Source organism: Actinoplanes sp. NPDC089786, assembly GCF_040684855.1.
In the GTDB taxonomy this organism is placed as follows: domain Bacteria; phylum Actinomycetota; class Actinomycetes; order Mycobacteriales; family Micromonosporaceae; genus Actinoplanes.
On the sequence record NZ_JBFBGU010000012.1, the window covers coordinates 31,455 to 50,853 of the forward strand.

The following is a 19,399-nucleotide window of genomic DNA, read 5'->3' on the forward strand; positions in this document are numbered from 1 at the left end:
ACGCGGTCGTCAGTCATGGTTTCCGGCCTCGGGTACGCCTGCTTCGCCCTGCGCGACGCCGTTCATGAACGACGCCATCAGGCCCGGATGGTGTTCGCCGATCGGCTCCGTCGCCGGGCGCGGCCGGCCGAGTTGCAGCTGCGGGGCCAGGTGGGTCTGACTGCGGCGGCGTGGCAGCGGGGGTCGTGACGGCGTGGCTTCCACCTGTTGCTGGGCAAGGGTTGCGGTGGTGTCCGGCCGGGGCCCGGCCGGGCCGCGAGCCGCGCCGGCCAGGACGACGGCGTCCCCAGGCACCTGACGTTGTGCCGCGTGAGCGGGCTTGACCTCCGGCCAGGCCGGTGGCCGAGTGATCTCGGTGGTGTCCTGGCCGCGGCTCGGCGACTGCCCCCGTACCTGAGGTGTTGGTCGTGTTGAAACCCGCTTCTGGAGCGGAACTCGTCGCTCGAGCGGAGGCCGCGGCTGAGCCTGAAGCGGCTCGTCCGCCTGGGTCAGGGGCACCTTCCCCTGAGTCAGCGGCGCCTCCGCCACGGCCTGAGGGGCCGACAAGCCGATCAGCAGCGGCGGCAGGATGACCACGGCCTGGGTGCCGCCGAAGATGTTCGCCTGCAGTTGCACGGTGATCCCGTGCTGCCGGGCGATGGTCGAGACCACGTAGAGCCCGATCCGGCCGTCCCGCAGCAGGTCGTCGAGGTTGGTGTCGTCGGGGTTGACCAGCAACTGGTTGACCCGGTCCAGGTCGGCGCGCTGCATGCCGAGCCCGCGATCCTCGACCTCGACCGCCATCCCGGCCGCGACCTGCTGTGCGCGGAGCAGCACCTGCGTGTGTGGTGGCGCGAACATCGTCGCGTTCTCGATCAGCTCGGCGATCAGGTGGATGACGCTGGCGACGGCGTGCCCCGGCAGAGTGCCGTCGATCGGGGGCACCAGCTTGACCCGCGAGTAGTGCTCGACCTCGGCGATCGCGGACCGCAGCACCTCGGTCAGCGCGACCGGCCGGCTCCACTGCCGGCGCGACACCGACCCGCCGAGCACCGCCAGATTCTCCGCGTGCCGCCGGATCCGGGTCGCCAGGTGGTCGACCTGGAAGAGGCCCTTCAACAGATCAGGATCCTCGACCTCGTTCTCCAGCCCGTCGAGCAGCTTGATCTCGCGGTGCACCAGCGACTGCAGCCGCCGGGACAGGTTCACGAAGACCTCCACGTGCCGGCCGTCGGCGTGGGCGACCGGCACTGTGGCGGTCGGGGTCACCCGGGCCTGCGCCTGCCGGAGCCGCTCGGTGAGCTGGTCGACCTCGGCGCGAGCCGCGACCAGCTCCGACCGGGTCTCGGCGAGGGCCGACCGCGATGCGGCGGGCGAGATCCGCCGCCCGCCCGACCGGACGCCGGAACGCAGGGCCGTCCGGACAGCGAAGCCGACCGCGGCCAGGACGACGGCGCCGGCGATCAAGAAAGGAGTGTCGGGCATGAGCATCCTCAATCGTGGTGATGCGGCAATTCCCGGTGGAAGGCCATTCACTGTAGGTGGGTGGCGGATGCATCACCACAAGCAGAAATCGCCTCGTCATCGATCCGGTGAATCGGCTGGCCTCGATGCTGATTCACGTCATCTGAATGGGTGAACCGGTCATGCCTGCCGACCTGAGCCGACATTATGGTTCAGCGGCTCAGTGCGCTTCCGATCAGTTGCCGACAAGAAAAGCGAGACGACGTGACGTCGTCTCGCTTTTCTTGTGCCCGGCCGGTTGTGGTCAGGCGCTGGTGCAGGAGGAGCCGTTCAGCGCGTACGCGGTCGGAGCGCCGTTGTTGCCGTTGTGGGTGGCCTGGAAGCCGACGGTGACCGACGCGCCCGGGGCCAGGCCCGCGTTGTAGCCGGCGTCGGTGGCGGTGACCCGTCCCGAGGCGGGGGAGTAGGTGGCGTTCCAGCCGTTGGTGATGCTCTGTCCGGCCGGCAGGGTGAAGGCCAGGTTCCAGCCGTTGATGGCCGATCCGCCGGTGTTGGTGACGGTGAGGTTGACGGTCAGGCCGGTGCTCCAGGCGTTGACCGCGCTGGTGACCCGGCAGGCCGCGTCACCGGGCGGCGGAGTCTCCGAGGCCGGCGGCGACGGCGGCGTGGTGGCGCCGAACTGGGCGAAGAACTGCCAGACCTCGCCGGAGACCCACGACGAAGCGGCGTTGCGGTCGACCGGGAGGGGGACGTGGTCGCCGTCGAAGGCGGCCCACCGGACCGGATAGCCGTCCCGGCATCCCGCGTAGTTGGTGGTGATGTGGGTGCCGCTGCCCTGGGCCGGCTCCGGCGGGTTCTGCGCCGTGCAGCCGTTCGCGCGGACGAAGCTGTCCCGCAGCGCCCGGCCCTGGGAGATGTTCAGGACGCTGTCGCGAATCCCGTGGATGCCGAAGTAGGCGACCGGCTGGGAGGTCGACGAGCATCCGCTGAGATTGGCGCCGGCGATCGGCGCGACCGCCCGGAAAACCGTGGGCCGGGCGCAGGCCAGGGCGTAGCTCATCGCGGCGCCGTAGCTGAAGCCCAGCGCGAACCGCTGGGTCGTGTCGACACACAGGTCGTTCTCGACCACCCGCAGAATGTCGTCGACCAGCGTGACGTCCCGGCCGCCGGTGTTGGCCCAGCCGGCGTCGAGGCCCTGCGGCGCGACGAAGATGGCGCTGTCGCCGGCCCGTTGCTGCAGGCCGTAGAAGCCGTTGCCGACCACGTCGTTCGCGCTGCCGTTGAGCCAGTGCAGCCCGATCACGAGCCGGTAGGACCGGCTGCTGGTGTAGGAGCCGGGCAGCCGCAGGATGTACGTGCGGGCTCGCCCGCCGCTCTGGATCGTGTAGGTCCCGTCGCGCAGGGACGGGGTCTTCCCGCATCCCGCGGTGGCCGCCAGGGTGCTGTTCGGGACGGCCGACGCGGTCGTGCCGGTCACCACCGCGACGCCCGCCGTCAGCACGAGGGCCGCCGCGGCGATCGCCGCGCTCAGCACCCTGCGTCTCGGATCTGCGTGCTCTGCCATCGAACCTTCTCCTCCTTGTCAGGGTGCCGGGCTCACCAGGTGTGGAAGCGCTCCCATCGAAGGTGGCCAATGTTGCCAGTCCGGTCGGGCCGGCTCAAGCGCCGCTTCCGGCAGCGTCCGGGGCGATCGCCGGGCGGCCCGACCGGGCTCGGGTCGGCGGGGCGGCTGGCCAGGACTTTTACCGTCCGCGACCCGCGTCGTGGTCCCCGCGTAACGATTATTCGAGGCCGAACCTGGTAATGACCGTTCGCGTAATGACGAGCTTCAGGTTCGTGGCGCCTGCGGCAGCTCGGCGACGAGGCTGGCGCCGCTTGTGGTGCCGGCCGCGTACAGGCTGCCGCCGTGCCGGACGGCGATGTCCCGGGCGATCGCCAGGCCCAGACCGGCGCCGCCGTGCCGGCGATCGCGGGCCTGGTCGACCCGCGCGAACCGTTCGAAGACCTGTTCCCGGTCGGCTTCCGGGATACCCGGGCCGTCGTCGCGGACCTCCACCCGGACGACGCCGGGCTCGGCTTGCGCGACGGTCACGGTGATGCGGTCGCGGGCGTACCGGGAGGCGTTGTCCAGCAGGTTCCTGAGCATTCGGCCCAGTTCTTCTTCGCGCCCGATCACCTCCGCGGGCCCAGCGGCCACCAGGACGAACCGCTCGTCCGGCGGCACACGGTAGCGGCGCTCACCGACCAGTTCCTCCGCGACCGCGGCGACGTCGACCGGCTCTCCCCGAGCCGGCGCCGTCCGTTCCAGACGGGCGAGCAGCAGCAGGTCGTCGATGAGCCGCTGCAACCGCTCGGTGCCGGTGCGCAGCACCTCCGGGTCGACCACGCCGCCGTGCGTGGCGGTGACCTCGGCGGTGGTGCGCAGGCCGGCGAGAGGGCTACGCAGCTCGTGCGCCGCGTCGGCCACGAACCGGCGCTGCCGTTCGGCCCCGTCGGCGATCCGGTCGAGGGTTTCGTTCATGGTGACGGCCAGCCGGGCGATCTCGTCGCCGGTGCGCGGCTGGGGCACCCGGCCGCTGAGGTCCGCGGCGGTGATGCGGGCCAGCTCGGCGCGCATCCCCTCGACCGGGCGCAGCGCGCGTCCGGCCGCCCACCAGGCCACCGCGGCGACGAACAGGACGGCGGCGGGGAGACCACGTCGGAGCCAATCGTCGACCGGGGCCACGGCGGCCTCCGCGTCGAGCGGCGAGACCAGGACGTAGACGGTCGCGCCCGACGGGCTGACGTTGTAGGTCACCAGGGTGACCTGGCGACCGTCGAGCTGCCCCGGTGGGCCGCTGCGGGCGGCTGGCAGGTGAACGTCGAGGCGGCCGAAGAAGTCCTCGTCGAACCGCGGTGGGACCGCCGGGAAGTTCAGACCGCTCAGCTGGTTCTGGGTCAGCAGCACCTTGCCGTGGTTGTCGACCACCGCGAAGCTGATCTCCATGCCGAAATAGGGAAACTCGTACCATTTGTCGTAGGGGCAACCCGCGGCATCACAGTCCACCGCCAGGGCGCCCCCGTCCGCGTTCATTCTCGCCGCGGGCGTTTCGTAGGTCGAGGCGATGGCGCGGGCCTGTGACCGCGCGGTCGCGACGGACCCCGCCACACTGTTCGCGTGGATCACGTGGCGCAGCCAGAGCGCCCCGCCCCCGAGGCACAGGGCGGCCGCCAGCGCCGCCGCGGCCGCCGCCCGAACCCGTACCGGCAGCTGCGGCCTAGGCACGCGCGCCGAGGATCGTCGGGCCGCGACCCCAGGGTTCGACCGGTTCACGCTCGTCCACCATCAGGAGCCGCATCGGACCATCCTGCCAGCCCGCGGCCGCACGGTCCGGAAACACCTTTCAGCTTGCCGGAGTGGCGCGGACGAAGAGCACGACCCCACCATCGGAGGTCACCTTCCGATAGCCGGGCACCGCGTCCCGGGGTTCGAGGACGGCCACCCACTGAGGCTGGACCACGGCGTTCGGGTAGAAGGGGAACAGGTAGACCTCGCAGCGGGCGGTGAGCTGCGGCGCCAGCCGCTGGTCGGCCGCCACGACGGCGTCGTCGGGGATCCGGGTCAGCGCCGACCGGATCGCCGCGGCCGCCGGGTCACGCCGCCAGGTGGCCGGGTCGGCCAGGGCGTGGAGCGGCAGCACCGCCGACGCGGACACCGCGAGGGCCAGGGCGGCGGCCGGCAACGACCGGCGGCACCGGTCGAGCAGGGCCGGCGGGGCGTCCAGCATCGCCACGAAGACGATCGGCATCAGCACCGCGCTGTAGTGGTACCGCGGCCCCCAGTAGTGCGGGTTGTCCGCCCAGAACCGCCAGGCCAGCGTGGGCAGGGCCAGGAGCACCAGCGGTGAGCGTACGGCGAGGAAGCCGGTCGGAAGCAGCAGCAGGACCACCGTCAGCAGTTTGACCGGCACCCCGGTCAGCAGGGCGCTGCCGGAGGCATAGGTGTACGCGCCGGCCTGGTTGAACGCCGGGATCAGGATCAGGACGATGAGCAGGCCGGCGGCGACCGCGCCGCCGATGGTCGCGAGGCCGAGGCGCCACCGGCCGCGCAGGACGAGGTAGCCGCCGATCGCCGCGACGGTGAGCGGCAGGTCCTCCTTGACCAGCAGCAGCGGCGCCGCCCAGGCCACCGCCACGCCCCACCGCCGCCGCGCCAGGCCCTCGAGGCTGAACGCCAGCAGCGGGACGGCGAAGCAGATCTCGTGGAAGTCGAAGCCGGCCGCCTGCTGGATGCCCCAGGACAGCCCGTAGGCGGCGCCGATCGCCAGGCCACCACGGGTCCCGAACCGCGCGACGGCCAGCCGGGTCACCGGCACCGCGGACAGGGCCAGCAGCGCGGCCTGCACGATCAGCAGGGTGATCGGGCTCGGAAACACCCGGTAGATCGGCGCGAGCAGGATCAGGATCGGATGGAAGTGGTCGCCGAGCAGGTGCACGCCAGGCCCCTTCAGCGGCGCCAGCGGAGCGCCCAGACCGGCGTACCCGCGCACCCCCTGCTCGAAAATGCCCAGGTCAAAAGCATTGGTGCGCACTCTGAGGTGCTTGGTCACGGCGACCATGGCGTACGCCGAGAAGAGCGCGACCACCAGCGAACCGACTCGTTTCGACACGCGGCGATGATCGACAACGCCACCTGAACCGGCCCTGAAGCAGGCTGAAAACCACTTCAGGTCGCGGTCGCCGATGTCCTTAAGGGATTCATAACATCTGTCGCCACGAATATCGCCTAGCGTTTCCCATCAGCGGCAGTCGATGGTTTCGGCGCCGGAATGACGACGTCCGACCACGGAGGAGAACAACTGTGCGTAGGTACGCGGCGGAATTCGTGGGAACGTTCTTTCTCGTTCTGACGGTCGGCATAGCGGTAACCAGCATGAACATGTTGGCGCCGGTGGCGATCGGCGGAGTTCTCATGGTGATGGTCTATGCCGGCGGCCATGTCTCCGGTGCGCATTTCAATCCGGCCGTCACCCTGGCCGTGCTGATCCGGGGCCGGATCAGCGGTTCCGCCGCCGGCGCTTACGTCATCAGTCAGATCGCCGGCGGGCTGCTGGCCGCGCTGACCGCGAGGCTGATCGTCGCCGGGCCGAAGCCGGCCACGCTGTCGTTCACCGGCCGGGAGATCCCGATGGCGTTCGCCGTCGAGGCGTTGTTCACCTTCGCGCTGGCCTACGTGGTGCTGAACGTCGCCACGAGTCGTGACCACCCGGAGAACTCCTTCTACGGCTTGGCGATCGGGGGAACCGTGATGGCCGGCGCGTTCACCGTGGGAGCGATTTCCGGTGGCGCTTTCAATCCGGCGGTCGCCGTCGGTGGCGCGGCCATGGGTCTGTTCTCCTGGTCCGCGATCTGGGTCCATCTGGTCGCCGAGGTCGCCGGCGGAGCGCTCGCGGCGGCCGCCTTCCTGGCCATCAACCGAGAGGATCGCGACCCGGTCCGGTCCGTCCCGGCCGCCGAAGTCGCGACTCAGTCCTAGCTCACCGCCGGCCCAGCTCACCGCCGGCCCAGCTCACCGCCGGTCTTCGACGCTCGCTGAAGGGAAATGATGTCCGACCATCACGACGGCACCACGTCCGTGCCGTCCGAGCAGCACCAGGCCATCGATCATGACGCGGAGGCCGGCGCCGCTCCGACGTGCCCGGTGGCGCACGGCCGTGCGGCTCATCCGACCCAGGGCGGCGGCAACCGCGGATGGTGGCCGAACCGGCTCAACCTGCGAATCCTGGCCAAGAACCCGGCGGAGGCCAATCCGCTGGGCGCGGCGTTCGACTACGCGGCCGCGTTCCAGGCCCTCGATCTGGCCGCCGTCAAGCGGGACATCGCCGCGATCCTGACCACGTCACGCGACTGGTGGCCGGCCGACTACGGGCACTACGGCCCGTTCCTCATCCGGATGGCGTGGCACAGCGCGGGAACCTACCGGATCAGCGACGGCCGCGGTGGGGCCGGCGCCGGTCAGCAGCGGTTCGCGCCGCTCAACAGCTGGCCGGACAACGCGAACCTGGACAAGGCGCGCCGGCTGCTGTGGCCGGTCAAGAAGGCGTACGGCCGAAGTCTGTCGTGGGCCGATCTGATGGTCCTGGCCGGCAACGTCGCACTGGAGTCGATGGGCTTCACGACCTTCGGGTACGCCGGCGGCCGGCCCGACGTGTGGGAGCCCGACGAGGACGTCTACTGGGGCCCGGAGACCACCTGGCTCGCCGACGAGCGGTACACCGGCGACCGTGACCTGGAGGAGCCGCTGGCCGCGGTCCAGATGGGCCTGATCTACGTCAATCCGGAAGGCCCGGGCGGCAACCCGGACCCGATGGCGTCGGCCCGCGACATCCGCGAGACGTTCGGCCGGATGGCGATGAACGACGAGGAGACCGTGGCCCTGATCGCCGGTGGGCACACCTTCGGCAAGACGCACGGCGCCGGACCGGCCGACCACGTCGGCGCCGAGCCCGAGGCCGCCCCGATCGAGGAGCAGGGCCTGGGCTGGCGCAGCACCTTCGGCACCGGCTCGGGCCCGGACGCGATCACCAGCGGGCTGGAGGTCACCTGGACCACGACGCCGACTCGGTGGAGCAACAGCTTCTTCGAGATCCTGTTCGGCCACGAGTGGGAGTTGTCGAAGAGCCCGGCCGGGGCGCACCAGTGGGTGGCCCGGGACACGCCGGGGATCATCCCCGATCCGTTCGACCCCTCGGTCCGTCGGGTGCCGACGATGCTGACCACGGACCTGGCCCTGCGGGTCGATCCCGCATACGAACAGATCTCACGGCGCTTCCTGGCCGACCCCGGCGCCTTCGCCGACGCGTTCGCCCGGGCCTGGTTCAAGCTGACCCACCGCGACATGGGGCCGATCCAGCGCTACCTCGGGCCCGAGGTGCCCGCGGAACGGCTGATCTGGCAGGACCCGGTGCCGGCGGTCGACCACGAGCTGGTCGACGCCGCCGGCGTCGCGACGCTCAAGGAGCGGGTGCTGGCGGCCGGCCTGAGCGTGCCGGAGCTGGTCGCGACGGCGTGGGCGTCGGCGTCCACCTTCCGCGGCGGCGACAAACGCGGCGGCGCCAACGGCGCCCGGATCAGGCTCGCGCCGCAGAACTCGTGGGAGGTCAACGAGCCGGAACGCCTGGACCGGGTGCTGACTGTCCTCGGTGACCTCCGGGAGACCTTCAACACCGAACAGACCGGTGGCCGGAAGATCTCGCTGGCCGACCTGATCGTGCTGGCCGGCTCGGCGGCGGTCGAGCGGGCCGCGGCGGCCGGCGGACATCCGATCGAGGTGCCGTTCACCCCCGGCCGTACGGACGCCACCGCGGAGCAGACGGACGCCGAGTCGTTCGCCGCGCTCGAGCCGGCCGCCGACGGATTCCGCAACTACCAGGGCAAGGGACACCGTCTTCCGGCCGAGTTCCTGCTCGTGGACCGGGCCAACCTGCTGACGCTGACCGCGCCCGAGATGACCGTCCTGATCGGCGGCCTGCGCGTGCTCGGCGCCACCTACCAGGAGTCCCCGGTGGGCGTCCTCACCAGGACGCCGGGCGTGCTGACCAACGACTTCTTCGTCAACCTGCTCGACCTGGACACCACCTGGCGGCCGGTCACCGACGACCCGGAGACGTTCGAGGCCCGCGACCCGGACGGCTCGGTCAGGTGGCGGGGCAGCCGGGTGGATCTGATCTTCGGATCGAACTCGGAGCTGCGCGCCGTGGCCGAGGTGTACGCCGGCGACGACGCGCGCGCCACGTTCGCCGAGGACTTCGTCGCCGCCTGGGTCAAGGTGATGAACCTCGATCGGTATCCCTCGCAGGAGCTACCGCGAACGTCCACTTCTTGGTGATTCGCCGGCGTGGTGTCGTCCGTAGCCTGCCAACGTGCCGTCGGACCGGGCGGCCGTGGGGGCAGGGAGAGTGACTGGTGAGCACGTTGCCGGGGGAACAGCTGGATGAGCGGGCCGGGCGGGCCGGCCGCATCATGCGGTTCCCGATCGTCTGGATGTCGGTGGGACTGGTCGGTGTCGGCGCGGCGTCGGCGTTGTCGCTGGGCGGGCCGGTGGCCGGGCTGGTGGGTGCGGTCGTCGCGGTCGTCGTCTACGCGGTGGTGATGCGCCATGTCGCGCGGCGGGAGACGCCGGAGATCGCCCGGCGGCACGCCGTGCCGCACCTGCTCGTCGGCGTGGCGATCGGGGTGGTGTTCATCGGTGTGTCGATCCTGGCGGTGGTCACCGAGTTCTCGTTCAGCCGGGCGCCGGGCAGCGCTCTGTCGATCGTGGCGAGCATGGCGGCGGTGTCCTTCGGCGCGGCGGTGACGGAGGAACTGCTGTTCCGGGGCCTGGCGTTGCAGGCGCTGGAACGGTTGTTCGGCAGCTGGGTCGCGCTGGCGGTCACCGCCCTGCTGTTCGGCTTCCTGCATCTGGCCAACCCGGGCGCGACGGTGTGGAGTTCGGTGGCCATCGCGGTGGAGGCGGGTGTCCTGCTCGGCGCCGCGTTCCTGTGGCGGCGCAACATCTGGCTGGTCGTGGGTCTGCACTTCGCCTGGAACACCGCGGTGGGGCTGCTGGGCATCCCGGTGTCGGGCCACGCCGCGGACGGTCTGCTGGTGGCCCGGCCGACCGGGCCCGAGCTGCTGACCGGCGGCCAGTTCGGCCTGGAGGCGTCGATCATCCCGGTCGTCGTGAGCCTGCTGCTCGCGGTGCCGATGCTGATCGCCGCGCGGCGCGGCGGCAAGCTGGTTCCCCGGCCACGCCGCCGTCGTTAGACTCGCCGCGATGGCGATCGCCGAGGTCCCCCGCCGATGGCGCAATCTCCCGGCGTCCGCAAAGGATGCATTGTGGACCGCCCTGGTCGCTGTGCTGGCGTTCACGCCGACCGTGTCGCACCTGGGGCCGGAGATCGGCGATCTGCCCCGCTATCCGGTCGCCGCCGCCGCCCTGGTCGACGCGGCGCTGACGCTGGGCATGTGCCTGCCGCTGCTGATGCGCAGCCGCCGGCCCGCCGGCTGTCTCGTGGCCGCCGGCGGGGTGTGGGCGGTGGGCCAGGTGCTGGGCCGCCCCGACACCTTCGCGAAGGTGTCGCTGCTGCTGGCGGTGTACGCCGCCGGCGCTCACCTGGTGACGGGCCGGCGGTGGTTCGCCGTGGCGGTGACGGCGGGTTACGCGGTGCTGGCGGTGGTGCTGCACGATCGTGGCTCACCGCAGGACGTCCTGGACTTCCTGGCGTTCTATCTGGTGCTGGTGGCGATCTGGCTGACCGGCGCCGGTGCGCGCCGGTGGCGGACGGAGGAGGCCGAGCACCGGCGGCTGGCCGCCGAGGTCGCCACGTCCGCCGAGCGGGCCCGGATCGCACGTGACCTGCACGATGTGGTCACCCACCACGTGACCGCGATGGTGGTCCAGGCCGATGCGACGCAGTTCCTGCTCACCAGCGGGCCGGACCGCGTCGCGGACGGGCTGACCGCCATCGGTGCGACCGGGCGCCGGGCGCTGACCGAGTTGCGGGCGATGCTGGACGCGCTGGAGGCGACCGGCGAGCCCACCACCGGTGATCGGGCGCCCACCATGGGCCGGATAGCCGATCTGGTCGAGCAGGCCCGGCTGGCCGGGCAACCGGTCACCTGGACCGAACCCGGCCGGCCCAGGTCGTTACCGGTCGACGTGGAGCTCGCCGCCTACCGCGTCGTGCAGGAGGCGCTGACCAACGCGATCAAGTACGCCACCGGGCGGCCGACCACGGTCGCGGTGCGGCACCGGGACGACGCCCTCGAGATCGAGGTGACCACCATCGGCCCGTCGGCCACCACTCCGGTCCTGCCCTCGGGTGGGCGCGGGCTGGCCGGCATGCGTGAGCGGGTGCGCCTTCTCGACGGCGACCTCGTCTCCGGGATCCGGCCCGACGGCGGCTTCCGGGTGTGGGCCGTGATCCCCTTGAGGAGTACCGAGTGACCGACCCGATCCGGGTGCTGATCTGTGAGGATCAGGCGCTGGTCCGTACGGGCTACGCCACGATCTTCTCCGCCCAGCCCGACCTGGAGGTCGTCGGCGAGGCCGCGGACGGTCGCGAGGCGGTGCGGCTGGGGCAGCTGTTGCGCCCGGACGTGGCCGTGATGGACATCCGGATGCCCATCCTGGACGGCATCGAGGCGACCCGGTGCCTGGCCGGTCCCGGCGTCGACCAGCCGGTGCGGGTGCTGGTGGTGACCACGTTCAACGTCGACGCCTACGTGTACGAGGCGCTCCGGGCCGGCGCCAGCGGGTTCCTCCTCAAGGACGCGCCCCATGTGCAGATCGTCGAGGGTATCCGCACCGTTGCCCGTGGCGAGTCCCTGCTGGCCCCCGCGGTCACCCGCCGGCTGATCGGGCACTTCGCCGAACGCCTCCGGCCCACCGGCGCCGCCGGTCCGGCCCGGGACAACGTCGACCGGTTGCTGACCACCCGGGAGATGGAGGTGCTGCGGCAGATCGCGGCCGGCCGCTCCAACGCCGAGATCGCCGTCGAGCTGACCATCTCGCTGGAGACGGTCAAGACGTACGTGTCGCGGATCCTCTCCAAGCTCGGCCTGCGTGACCGCGTCCAGGCGGTCATTCTGGCGTACCGGATCGGTCTGGGCCCGGATCCGCACTGACGCCGGCCCATCCCTCGGAGGAGCTACCGCGTTCGTCCTCTGAGGAGGGATGGCAGGGGAGATGTCGCGCTCTAGGGTCAGGCGCGTCAAATACCTCACACGCTGACATTTCGAGAGGCCTCAACCATGCGCGATTCCGTTCACGACGCCGGACTCTCCCCGGCGCGGCGCCGGCTGCGGAGTTTCCGGGTCCCCGTGCTGGTGGTGGCGCTGCTGGTGGTCCTGGCGGCGACCCGCGGCCTCAACGTGCTCGCCGGGGGCAATGTGTTCGTCGCCCTGCTCGTCGGCCTGGGCACCGCGGTCGCGGCGCTGGCCTGCTACCGATGGTTGTCCCGCGCCGTCGAAGCGCGCGAGACCATCACCGAGCTGTCGCCGCAAGGACGGTGGCCGGGTCTGGTCAAGGGTGGTGTTCTCGGGTTCTCCCTGTTCACCGTCATGATCCTGGTCATCGGGGCGCTGGGCGGCTGGGCGGATGTGGCGTGGGGGTCACCGGGTGGGCTGCTCGCCGCGGTCGGCGCCGTGGCCAGCATCGCCGTCAACGAGGAACTGCTCTTCCGCGGCGTCGTCTTCCGGATCCTGGAGGAGCGTACGGGCAGCCTGATCGCCTTGCCGGTGTCGTCGCTGATCTTCGGGTTCACGCACCTGGTGAACAGCAACGCCACGCTGTGGGGAACTCTCGCGCTCGGTCTCGAGGGCGGGCTGCTGACCGGCGCCTGCTACGTCCTCTCGCGATCGCTGTGGCTCCCGATCGGCCTCCACTTCGCCTGGGACTTCACCCACATCGGCATCTTCGGCCTGCCGACCTCCAGCAGCGTCCGGGGCGCCGAGAGCGGACTGCTGCACACCACCCTGGCCGGCCCGGAGCTGCTGACCGGCGGCGCCTTCGGCCCCGAAGCCAGCCTGATCGCCCTGCTGCTCTGCCTGACGGCCATGGTCGTCGTCCTGCGCCGGGCCGGCCGCACCGGCGGGCTCTGGCCACGCCCGTCCCGTGCGGACGAACCGGGTCTTGCCTCATACTAAGATCATCTAGATATTGCCGGTGTGAACCATATGCGGAGCCCACCTTCTGGATCCTCACGTCGCTCGCCTCGGCGCCGCGGCACGGCTACGCCCGGCCCGAGGCGTGCGGAACTGCTCGACACCCTGATCGAGGGCGCCCACGCCGGCGGACGGCGGCGACCGTCGGTGCGGGCGGCCGAGAGGTTTCATCTGAGTCAGTCGTCGATGAGCCGGACGCTGCAGCGGCTGCGGGTGTTGTTCGGCGACGAACTCCTGGTGCGCGCCGGGAGTGACTACGAACTGACCTTACCCGCCCGAGAGGTGCAGAACGAGCTCTCGCTGCTCCTGCCGCACCTGGAGAACCTGCTCAAGGGTCAGACCTTCGACCCGGCCACGGCCACCGGCTGCCGGCCGCGCTCGTCGTCGCGGGAATCGCCGCCGCACGAACAGCTCACCGCGGAAAGCGCCGTCGCACGAGAAATGACCGCCACCGGTGACGGACGACCTCGGCCCGGCTGAGCCGGTACCGCGGTTTGAGGTGGGCCCGACCGGGGCACGCGTCGTGGGATCCCGACGTCGAGGAGGTCATCATGCCGGCGAAGGACGACATGCCGAGCACGCTGAAGCGGTCGCCGAAGAAGGCGCAGGAAACGTACGCCAAGACCCATGATCACGCGGTCGAGGAGTACGGCGAGGGCGAACGGGCGCACCGCACCGCGTTCGCCTCTCTGAAGCACTCGTTCGAGAAGACGGGGGACCACTGGGAGCCCAAGGAGCAGAAGGGCCCGAGCGACGCCAAGGCCGCCGGCGGCCGCGACACGAAGGCGAAGACCGCCGGTGGGGTGGACGCGAACGCCAGCAAGAAGCACCTGCTGGAGCAGGCGAAGAAGCTCGACATCACCGGCCGCAGCCGGATGACCAAGGACGAGCTGGTCGAGGCGATCCAGAAGGCCAACGCGAGAAGCAGCCGCAAAGCCCGCGGCAAGTGACGGCCGGCGCGAGAACGCGCGTTTGTCAGCGGGCGGAGAGCAGGTGGCTGACGTCCGGTGGGCCGTCGGCGAGCGCCCGGGCCCGTTCCTCGGCCTCCTGATCGGCGCCGGTCAGCCGGCCGGCGTGCTGCCGCCAGTGCTCGTCCCAGCTCGGCACGAGGTACACCTCGACGAAACGGCTCGGTTCCTCGCCGTCGCGGAACAGCCCCCAGCGCACCGCGCCGGTCCGGAGCCGGCTGCGGCGCACCGCTTCCATCGCCTCCACGAACTCCTCCTCGCGGGCCGGGCCGACCGCGTACGAGGCGGTGACCAGCACCGGGCCGTCGTGATCGTCGGGGTCCAGCTCGAGATGGGGCTCGGGCCAGTAGCTGGCCGGCTCGCGGTTGAGCCCGGTGGTGTCCCGCAGCGGCCACCAGCGCAGCGTCAGCACCCCGGCCGCCATCACCACGGCGGCGGCCAGATGGGCCGCGACCAGCCCGTACGCGTCGGAGAGGGCGCCCCAGACGAGCGCTCCGGCGGCCTGCGCCCCGGCGAAGATCATCTGGTAGACGGCCAGGCCGCGGGCGCGTACCCAGTTCGGCAGGAAGAGCTGCATGGCGGCGTTCACGCTGGACAGCACCATGACCCAGCCCACCCCGGCCGGCAGCAGCGCCGCCACGACGGCGACCTCCGAACGGGCCAGGGCGAGCACGGCGAGAACCACGGCGAACACGACGCCGGCGACCAGCAGCAGCCGGTTCACCGACCAGCGGGCACGAAGGCGGGGCAGCAGCAGCGCCCCGGCCACGGCGCCGACGCCGACGGCGCCGAGCAGGACGCCGTACCCGCCCGAACCCAGACCGAGCCGGCGGCTGGCCACCAGCGGCAGCAGGGCCCACAGCGCGCTCCCCGGCACCAGGAACAACGCCGCGCGCAGCAGGATGCGCCGCACCACCGGCGAGTGCCGCACGTACCGGCCGCCGGCCCGGACCGCGGCGGCGAAGCGTTCGGGCGCCTGGGCGGTGCCGGCGACGGGCGGCCGCCAGCGCCACAGCACGAGAGTGAAGGCCGCGAACGTCAGCGCGTTGAGCCCGAACACGACACCGGCTCCGGTCCGCGCGATCAGCACCCCGGCCACCGCCGGACCGACGGCCCGGGCCAGGTTCATGCTGATCGCGCCGAGCGCGGACGCGGAGGCGAGCTGGGAGCGCGGCACCAGCTCGGGAATGATCGCCTGCCAGGCCGGAGCGGTCAGCGCCTGGCCCGCGCCCAGCGCGAAGGTCAGCGTCAGCAGCAGCGTCGCCGGCATCTGCCCGGCGAGCGTCAGGACGGTGAGCAGCACCCCGACACCGAACAGGAAACTCTGTACGGCGATCAGCAGCCGCCGCCGGTCGAGGGTGTCGGCCAGTGCCCCGGAGGCCAGGGCGAACAGCACGATCGGCAGCGTGCTGGCGGTCTGCACCACGGCCACCAGCGTGTCGCTCCCGGACTGCTCGACCAGCAGCCACTGAGCGCCGACGGTCTGCATCCAGGTGCCGATGTTGCTGGCCAGCAGCGCCAGCCACAGGCTGCGGAAGGCCACGACGCGCAACGGCGCCCAGGCCGACGGCGTGGCGGTCAGGGCGGTGGAATGCTCGGCGCTCACCGTATCGGTCTACCCCACCTGGAGCGGATCCAGCGTCGGCGGGCGCTCAGGCTCGCCGGCGACCGTGACGCCCTCGGGCTGGATCACAGCGCCCGGAGCGCCTCCACGGGTGACAGGCGTGCGGCCCGGGCGGCCGGGTAGAGGCCGGCGAGCGCGCCGATCAGCAGCGCCGCGATGAGGCCGGCGGCCAGCCCCTGCGCCGGTACGACGACCGGATTGCCGCCGAGCCGGGCGGCGACGGCGGTCGCCGCCACCCCGAGTCCCGTGCCGAGCAGTCCGCCGATCGCCGCCAGCAACGTCGACTCGAGCAGGAACTGGGCGGCGACGTGCCGGCGGCGGGCGCCGAGCGCACGGCGGAGCCCGATCTCTGCGCGCCGTTCCAGGACCGAGATCACCATGATGTTGGCGATGCCGACCCCGGCGATCAGCAACGCGATCGCGCCCAGCCCGAGGAACAGCCCGACGAACGTGTTCTTGGCCGCGATCCGGGCCACCAGCAGGTCGGACGGCCGGCGTACCTGGACGTCCTCCTGCCCCTGCGGCACCGTCGTGGCGGTGAGCACGGAGGCGACCGCGGCCACCTGGTCCGGGTCGGCGCGCAGGTAGATCCGGCTCGGTCCGCCGGTCCGCCCGAAGAGCTGTTCCGCCTGCGGGAAGCTGATCAGCGCGGCGACGTCGATCTCCGGCGCCACGGTGACCGGCGCGAGCACTCCGGCGACAGTGAAGTAGCGGTCGCCGACCAGGACCTGTGTCGAGGCGTCGAGGGAGCCGATGCCGAGAATCCTCGCGGCTTCGTAGCCGAGAACGGTCACCGGGTAGTCGTCCGCGGTCGCGTCGAGGTAGTGGCCGAGCAGCATCCGCGCCGACACCGTCTCCGGCAGCGAGACCTGTGCGGCGAGCACGTTCATGCCGCCGGTCTGCACGGCCGGGACGGCAGTGCTGCGGCGTACGCCGACATCGGCGAGAGTGGCCACGGCCGTGACCGTCCGCACCGGCGGGATCCGCCTGATCATGGGTTCGGCGGTGATCGGTAGCGGCACCTCACGACCGTTGATCGACTGTGCGGACGCGACGGTCAGCAGATTGCCCTCCTCGCCGAGCCGGCTGACGAGGTCGGCCTTGGCCGACTCGGCGATGCCGAGCACGGCGACCACGGCCGCGACGGCGATGGCGACGCCCAGCGCGGACAGCGCCGTGCGGACGCGGCGGGCCCGGAGACCGCTGGTGGCCAGGGTGATCGCGTCGGGCAGACGCAGCCGCGAGGTCACGCCGGTGTCCCGGTGTCGCTGACGATCCGGCCGTCACGCAGCCGCACCTGCCGCCGCATGGCCGCGGCGACGCCGGCATCGTGGGTGATCAGGACGACCGTGGTGTCCTGGCCGGCCAGCGTGGCGAGCAGCTCGACGATGCCGGCGCCGGTGGCCGAGTCCAGGCTGCCGGTCGGCTCGTCGGCCAGCAGCACCGCCGGCCGGCCGACGGTCGCCCGGGCCACGGCGACCCGCTGCCGTTCGCCGCCCGAGAGCTGCCCGGCCCGGTGCCCGATCCGACCGGCCAGTCCGACTCCGCGCAGCGCCTCGGCGGCGTGTTCGCGGCGGACCCGGGCCGGCAGGCCCCGGTAGAGCAGGCCGGTCGCCACGTTGTCGAGCACGCTGAGGTGATCGAGGAGGAAGAACTGCTGGAAGACGAAGCCGAGGCGGCCGGCCCGGACGGCGGACAGCTTCGCGTCCGGGAGAGCCGCCACATCGGTCCCGGCGATCCGCACCGCGCCGCTGGTGGGTCGTTCGAGTGTGCCCAGGATCCCGAGCAGGGTGGACTTGCCGGCGCCGGACGCGCCGGTGATGGCGACCGCCTCGCCGGTCCGGATGACCAGGTCGATGCCGTCGAGCGCGATGACCGGGGTCGGACCCGGATACACCTTGCGCACGGCGGACAGTTCCAGAGCCGGCGTGGTCATGACACCGGCACCTCCACCGTCATGCCCTCGGCCAGGCCGTCCCCGGTGACCTCGACGAGCGTGTCGGAGAACAGGCCGGGGGTGACGCCGATCAGCCGCCGCGCGGGCGCGTCGAGCAGGTACACGCCGTACCCGCCGCCGGCCAGCGCGACCAGCGCGGTGATCGGCACGGCCAGGACCCCGTCGGCCGAGCCGGTGGTCACGTGGACCTCGACCGGCGCCTGGTCGAGGGCGGCGCCGGCCGCCTGCCGGCCGAGGGTGACCGTGGCCGCGACGGACGGGAGCTGATCGCCCCGGCCGGGCTCGTTGGCACCGGGGGCCGATGCCACCGTCGACAGCTCGGTGACCCGTCCCGGCAGGGTGTCGCCGCCGGGCAGGGTGACCGTGACGGCGTCCTGCAGATGGACGAGGTGGCTCTCGGTGACCGGCACGGCGAGCGCCACCCCGACGACCGGCGAGGTGCCGGACAGCAACGGGCCGCCGGCGTCGCCGATCGCCGGCCCACCCACCGTCGCGCCCAGGGTGGTGACGCGCAACGGGCCAGGCTGGAACGTGACGGCGCCCAGCTCGAGCCGCCCGGTGACCGGCTGGTGGGTCGCCCGCTGCCAGCGGCGCAGGGCCGCGGCGGTCGCCCCGGTGAACCGGCCGTCGACGGTCAGGCCGGCCCGGGTGGCGTGCCCGAGCGCGACCAGGTTCCGCTCCAGCGCGTGGACGTCCGGTCCGGTGGTGACGCCCAGGGCCAGTGATCGCCACGCGGGCCGGTCGCCGTAGAGCAGCCGGACCGGCCGGTTGTCGACGGCGAGGACCGGCCGGCCCCGGACGATCACCTGACCCGGCCGTGGCAGCCAGGTGACGGTGCCGCCGCCCGGCCGGTGCACCGAGTACGTACCGACGTATCCCAGCGTGCCGGGCACCGCGGTCGTGGTCGTCAGGTCGGTGCGGGTCACGGTCGCGGAGCCCGTCGGCACCCCGCCCGCCGATCGAGCCGGCGTGTCCCGCAGCCACCAGCCGGCGCCGGAGGCCCCGGCCGCCGCGAGGACGACCGCCCCGAGGGCCACCCGCCTACGCATGGCCGAGGTTCCCCAGGCTGGACACCTGTGCCTCCTCGTCCAGGACCGCCCGGCACGCGGTCAGCGCCCGCATCACGACCGGGTTCTGCTTCCCGCCGGCCGGAATCGAGTCCGGATCGAGCCCGAACCCCTTGCCCGGCGAGAAGTGCCGGTCGGCGGTGGGGTCCTTGACGCCGGGCAGGCCGTTGGCGCGCAGGCACTGGGCCGACTTCACCCCGGCCCGGATCAGGTTCGGCGGCGGTGGGCCCTGGTCGCGCATCGAGAACGCCGCCGCCCGGATGAGGTCGCGGCAGGCCGTCTGGATGGCGTCCAGCTCCGGCCCGTCCAGGTCGCGCAGGGCGACGTCGTCGGTGTAGACGAAACCGTCGGCGGTCAGCAGCGGGTCCTGGTAGCGCGGCGCCCCGTGCTTCCGGACGCAGTCCCCGGCGGCGTGCAGCCGGGCCCGGCGCTCGGCGCTGCCGTCCCCGCCGACGGCGTTGGGATTTCCGGCGCCGCCGCTGCCCTCGCCGGTGCCGCCGCTGCGGCCGGCCAGCTGCGGCACCGTCGGCGCGGGCGGAACGTCGGAGCACCCGCCGAGGACGATCAGAGCGGCAGCGGCCGCCGTGGCGGCCAGGAAACGTTTCATCACGAACCCCCGATGGCGATTTCGCACTGGACGCCGACAGGTCTATCG

Annotated in this window: 17 protein-coding genes; 8 read left to right on the forward strand and 9 right to left on the reverse strand. The window is 72.2% G+C overall.

Going from position 1 to position 19,399, the window contains the following annotated elements:
* Positions 1-9: 9 nt before the first annotated feature.
* The 4 genes from AB0O15_RS28835 to AB0O15_RS28850 all read right to left on the reverse strand — a co-directional run bounded on the left by AB0O15_RS28835 (position 10) and on the right by AB0O15_RS28850 (position 6,092).
* Positions 10-1,464: an ATP-binding protein gene (locus AB0O15_RS28835; RefSeq protein WP_364324356.1), complete on the reverse strand. Its 1,455-nt coding sequence runs from the start codon at positions 1,462-1,464 to the stop codon at positions 10-12.
* 283 nt (positions 1,465-1,747) lie between these two features.
* On the reverse strand, positions 1,748-3,007 hold the full coding sequence (locus AB0O15_RS28840) for a cellulose binding domain-containing protein (protein ID WP_364324359.1): 1,260 nt from the start codon (positions 3,005-3,007) through the stop codon (positions 1,748-1,750).
* 264 nt (positions 3,008-3,271) lie between these two features.
* On the reverse strand, positions 3,272-4,708 hold the full coding sequence (locus AB0O15_RS28845; protein ID WP_364324362.1) for a HAMP domain-containing sensor histidine kinase: 1,437 nt from the start codon (positions 4,706-4,708) through the stop codon (positions 3,272-3,274).
* Positions 4,709-4,826: 118 nt separating this feature from the next.
* Positions 4,827-6,092, reverse strand: a complete 1,266-nt coding sequence (locus AB0O15_RS28850) for a DUF2079 domain-containing protein (RefSeq protein ID WP_364324365.1) — start codon at positions 6,090-6,092, stop codon at positions 4,827-4,829.
* A 191-nt stretch (positions 6,093-6,283) separates the two neighbouring features.
* Here AB0O15_RS28850 and AB0O15_RS28855 point away from each other — a divergent pair, with 191 nt between their 5' ends.
* The 8 genes from AB0O15_RS28855 (at position 6,284) to AB0O15_RS28890 (ending at position 14,078) form a co-directional block, all read left to right on the forward strand.
* On the forward strand, positions 6,284-6,958 hold the full coding sequence (locus AB0O15_RS28855; protein WP_364324368.1) for an aquaporin: 675 nt from the start codon (positions 6,284-6,286) through the stop codon (positions 6,956-6,958).
* A 69-nt stretch (positions 6,959-7,027) separates the two neighbouring features.
* Complete coding sequence (katG, locus tag AB0O15_RS28860; RefSeq protein WP_364324371.1) at positions 7,028-9,310, forward strand: catalase/peroxidase HPI; 2,283 nt, start codon at positions 7,028-7,030, stop codon at positions 9,308-9,310.
* A gap of 77 nt (positions 9,311-9,387) precedes the next feature.
* Entirely contained in the window at positions 9,388-10,227 is an 840-nt protein-coding gene (locus AB0O15_RS28865; protein ID WP_364324374.1) for a CPBP family intramembrane glutamic endopeptidase, read from the forward strand.
* Positions 10,228-10,237: 10 nt separating this feature from the next.
* Positions 10,238-11,410 (forward strand): histidine kinase, encoded by a 1,173-nt coding sequence (locus tag AB0O15_RS28870; protein WP_364324378.1) that lies wholly within the window; start codon positions 10,238-10,240, stop codon positions 11,408-11,410.
* Positions 11,407-12,090 (forward strand): response regulator transcription factor, encoded by a 684-nt coding sequence (locus AB0O15_RS28875; protein ID WP_364324381.1) that lies wholly within the window; start codon positions 11,407-11,409, stop codon positions 12,088-12,090. Before AB0O15_RS28870 ends, AB0O15_RS28875 begins: the two co-directional genes overlap by 4 nt.
* Before the next feature lie 126 nt (positions 12,091-12,216).
* Positions 12,217-13,110, forward strand: a complete 894-nt coding sequence (locus tag AB0O15_RS28880; protein ID WP_364324384.1) for a CPBP family intramembrane glutamic endopeptidase — start codon at positions 12,217-12,219, stop codon at positions 13,108-13,110.
* A 30-nt stretch (positions 13,111-13,140) separates the two neighbouring features.
* Positions 13,141-13,608 carry a LysR family transcriptional regulator gene (locus tag AB0O15_RS28885; protein ID WP_364324909.1) on the forward strand — a complete coding sequence of 156 codons (468 nt, stop codon included), beginning with the start codon at positions 13,141-13,143 and terminating at the stop codon, positions 13,606-13,608.
* A gap of 71 nt (positions 13,609-13,679) precedes the next feature.
* The gene (locus tag AB0O15_RS28890) at positions 13,680-14,078 is read left to right on the forward strand and encodes a ChaB family protein (protein WP_364324387.1); all 399 of its coding nucleotides are present in this window, start codon (positions 13,680-13,682) and stop codon (positions 14,076-14,078) included.
* Between the two features lie 25 nt (positions 14,079-14,103).
* On the opposite strand, the gene AB0O15_RS28895 is transcribed toward AB0O15_RS28890, so the two are convergent.
* From AB0O15_RS28895 to AB0O15_RS28915, 5 genes are all read right to left on the reverse strand, one after another.
* Positions 14,104-15,702, reverse strand: a complete 1,599-nt coding sequence (locus tag AB0O15_RS28895; protein ID WP_364324390.1) for an MFS transporter — start codon at positions 15,700-15,702, stop codon at positions 14,104-14,106.
* An 83-nt stretch (positions 15,703-15,785) separates the two neighbouring features.
* On the reverse strand, positions 15,786-16,970 hold the full coding sequence (locus tag AB0O15_RS28900) for an FtsX-like permease family protein (protein ID WP_364324393.1): 1,185 nt from the start codon (positions 16,968-16,970) through the stop codon (positions 15,786-15,788).
* Positions 16,967-17,656 carry an ABC transporter ATP-binding protein gene (locus AB0O15_RS28905; RefSeq protein ID WP_364324396.1) on the reverse strand — a complete coding sequence of 230 codons (690 nt, stop codon included), beginning with the start codon at positions 17,654-17,656 and terminating at the stop codon, positions 16,967-16,969. The genes AB0O15_RS28900 and AB0O15_RS28905 overlap by 4 nt, the downstream gene beginning before the upstream one ends.
* The gene (locus AB0O15_RS28910; protein ID WP_364324399.1) at positions 17,653-18,726 is read right to left on the reverse strand and encodes a peptidoglycan-binding domain-containing protein; all 1,074 of its coding nucleotides are present in this window, start codon (positions 18,724-18,726) and stop codon (positions 17,653-17,655) included. The genes AB0O15_RS28905 and AB0O15_RS28910 overlap by 4 nt, the downstream gene beginning before the upstream one ends.
* Positions 18,719-19,351, reverse strand: coding sequence for a hypothetical protein (locus AB0O15_RS28915; RefSeq protein ID WP_364324402.1), 633 nt, complete (start codon positions 19,349-19,351; stop codon positions 18,719-18,721). The genes AB0O15_RS28910 and AB0O15_RS28915 overlap by 8 nt, the downstream gene beginning before the upstream one ends.
* Between the last annotated feature and the right edge of the window lie 48 nt (positions 19,352-19,399).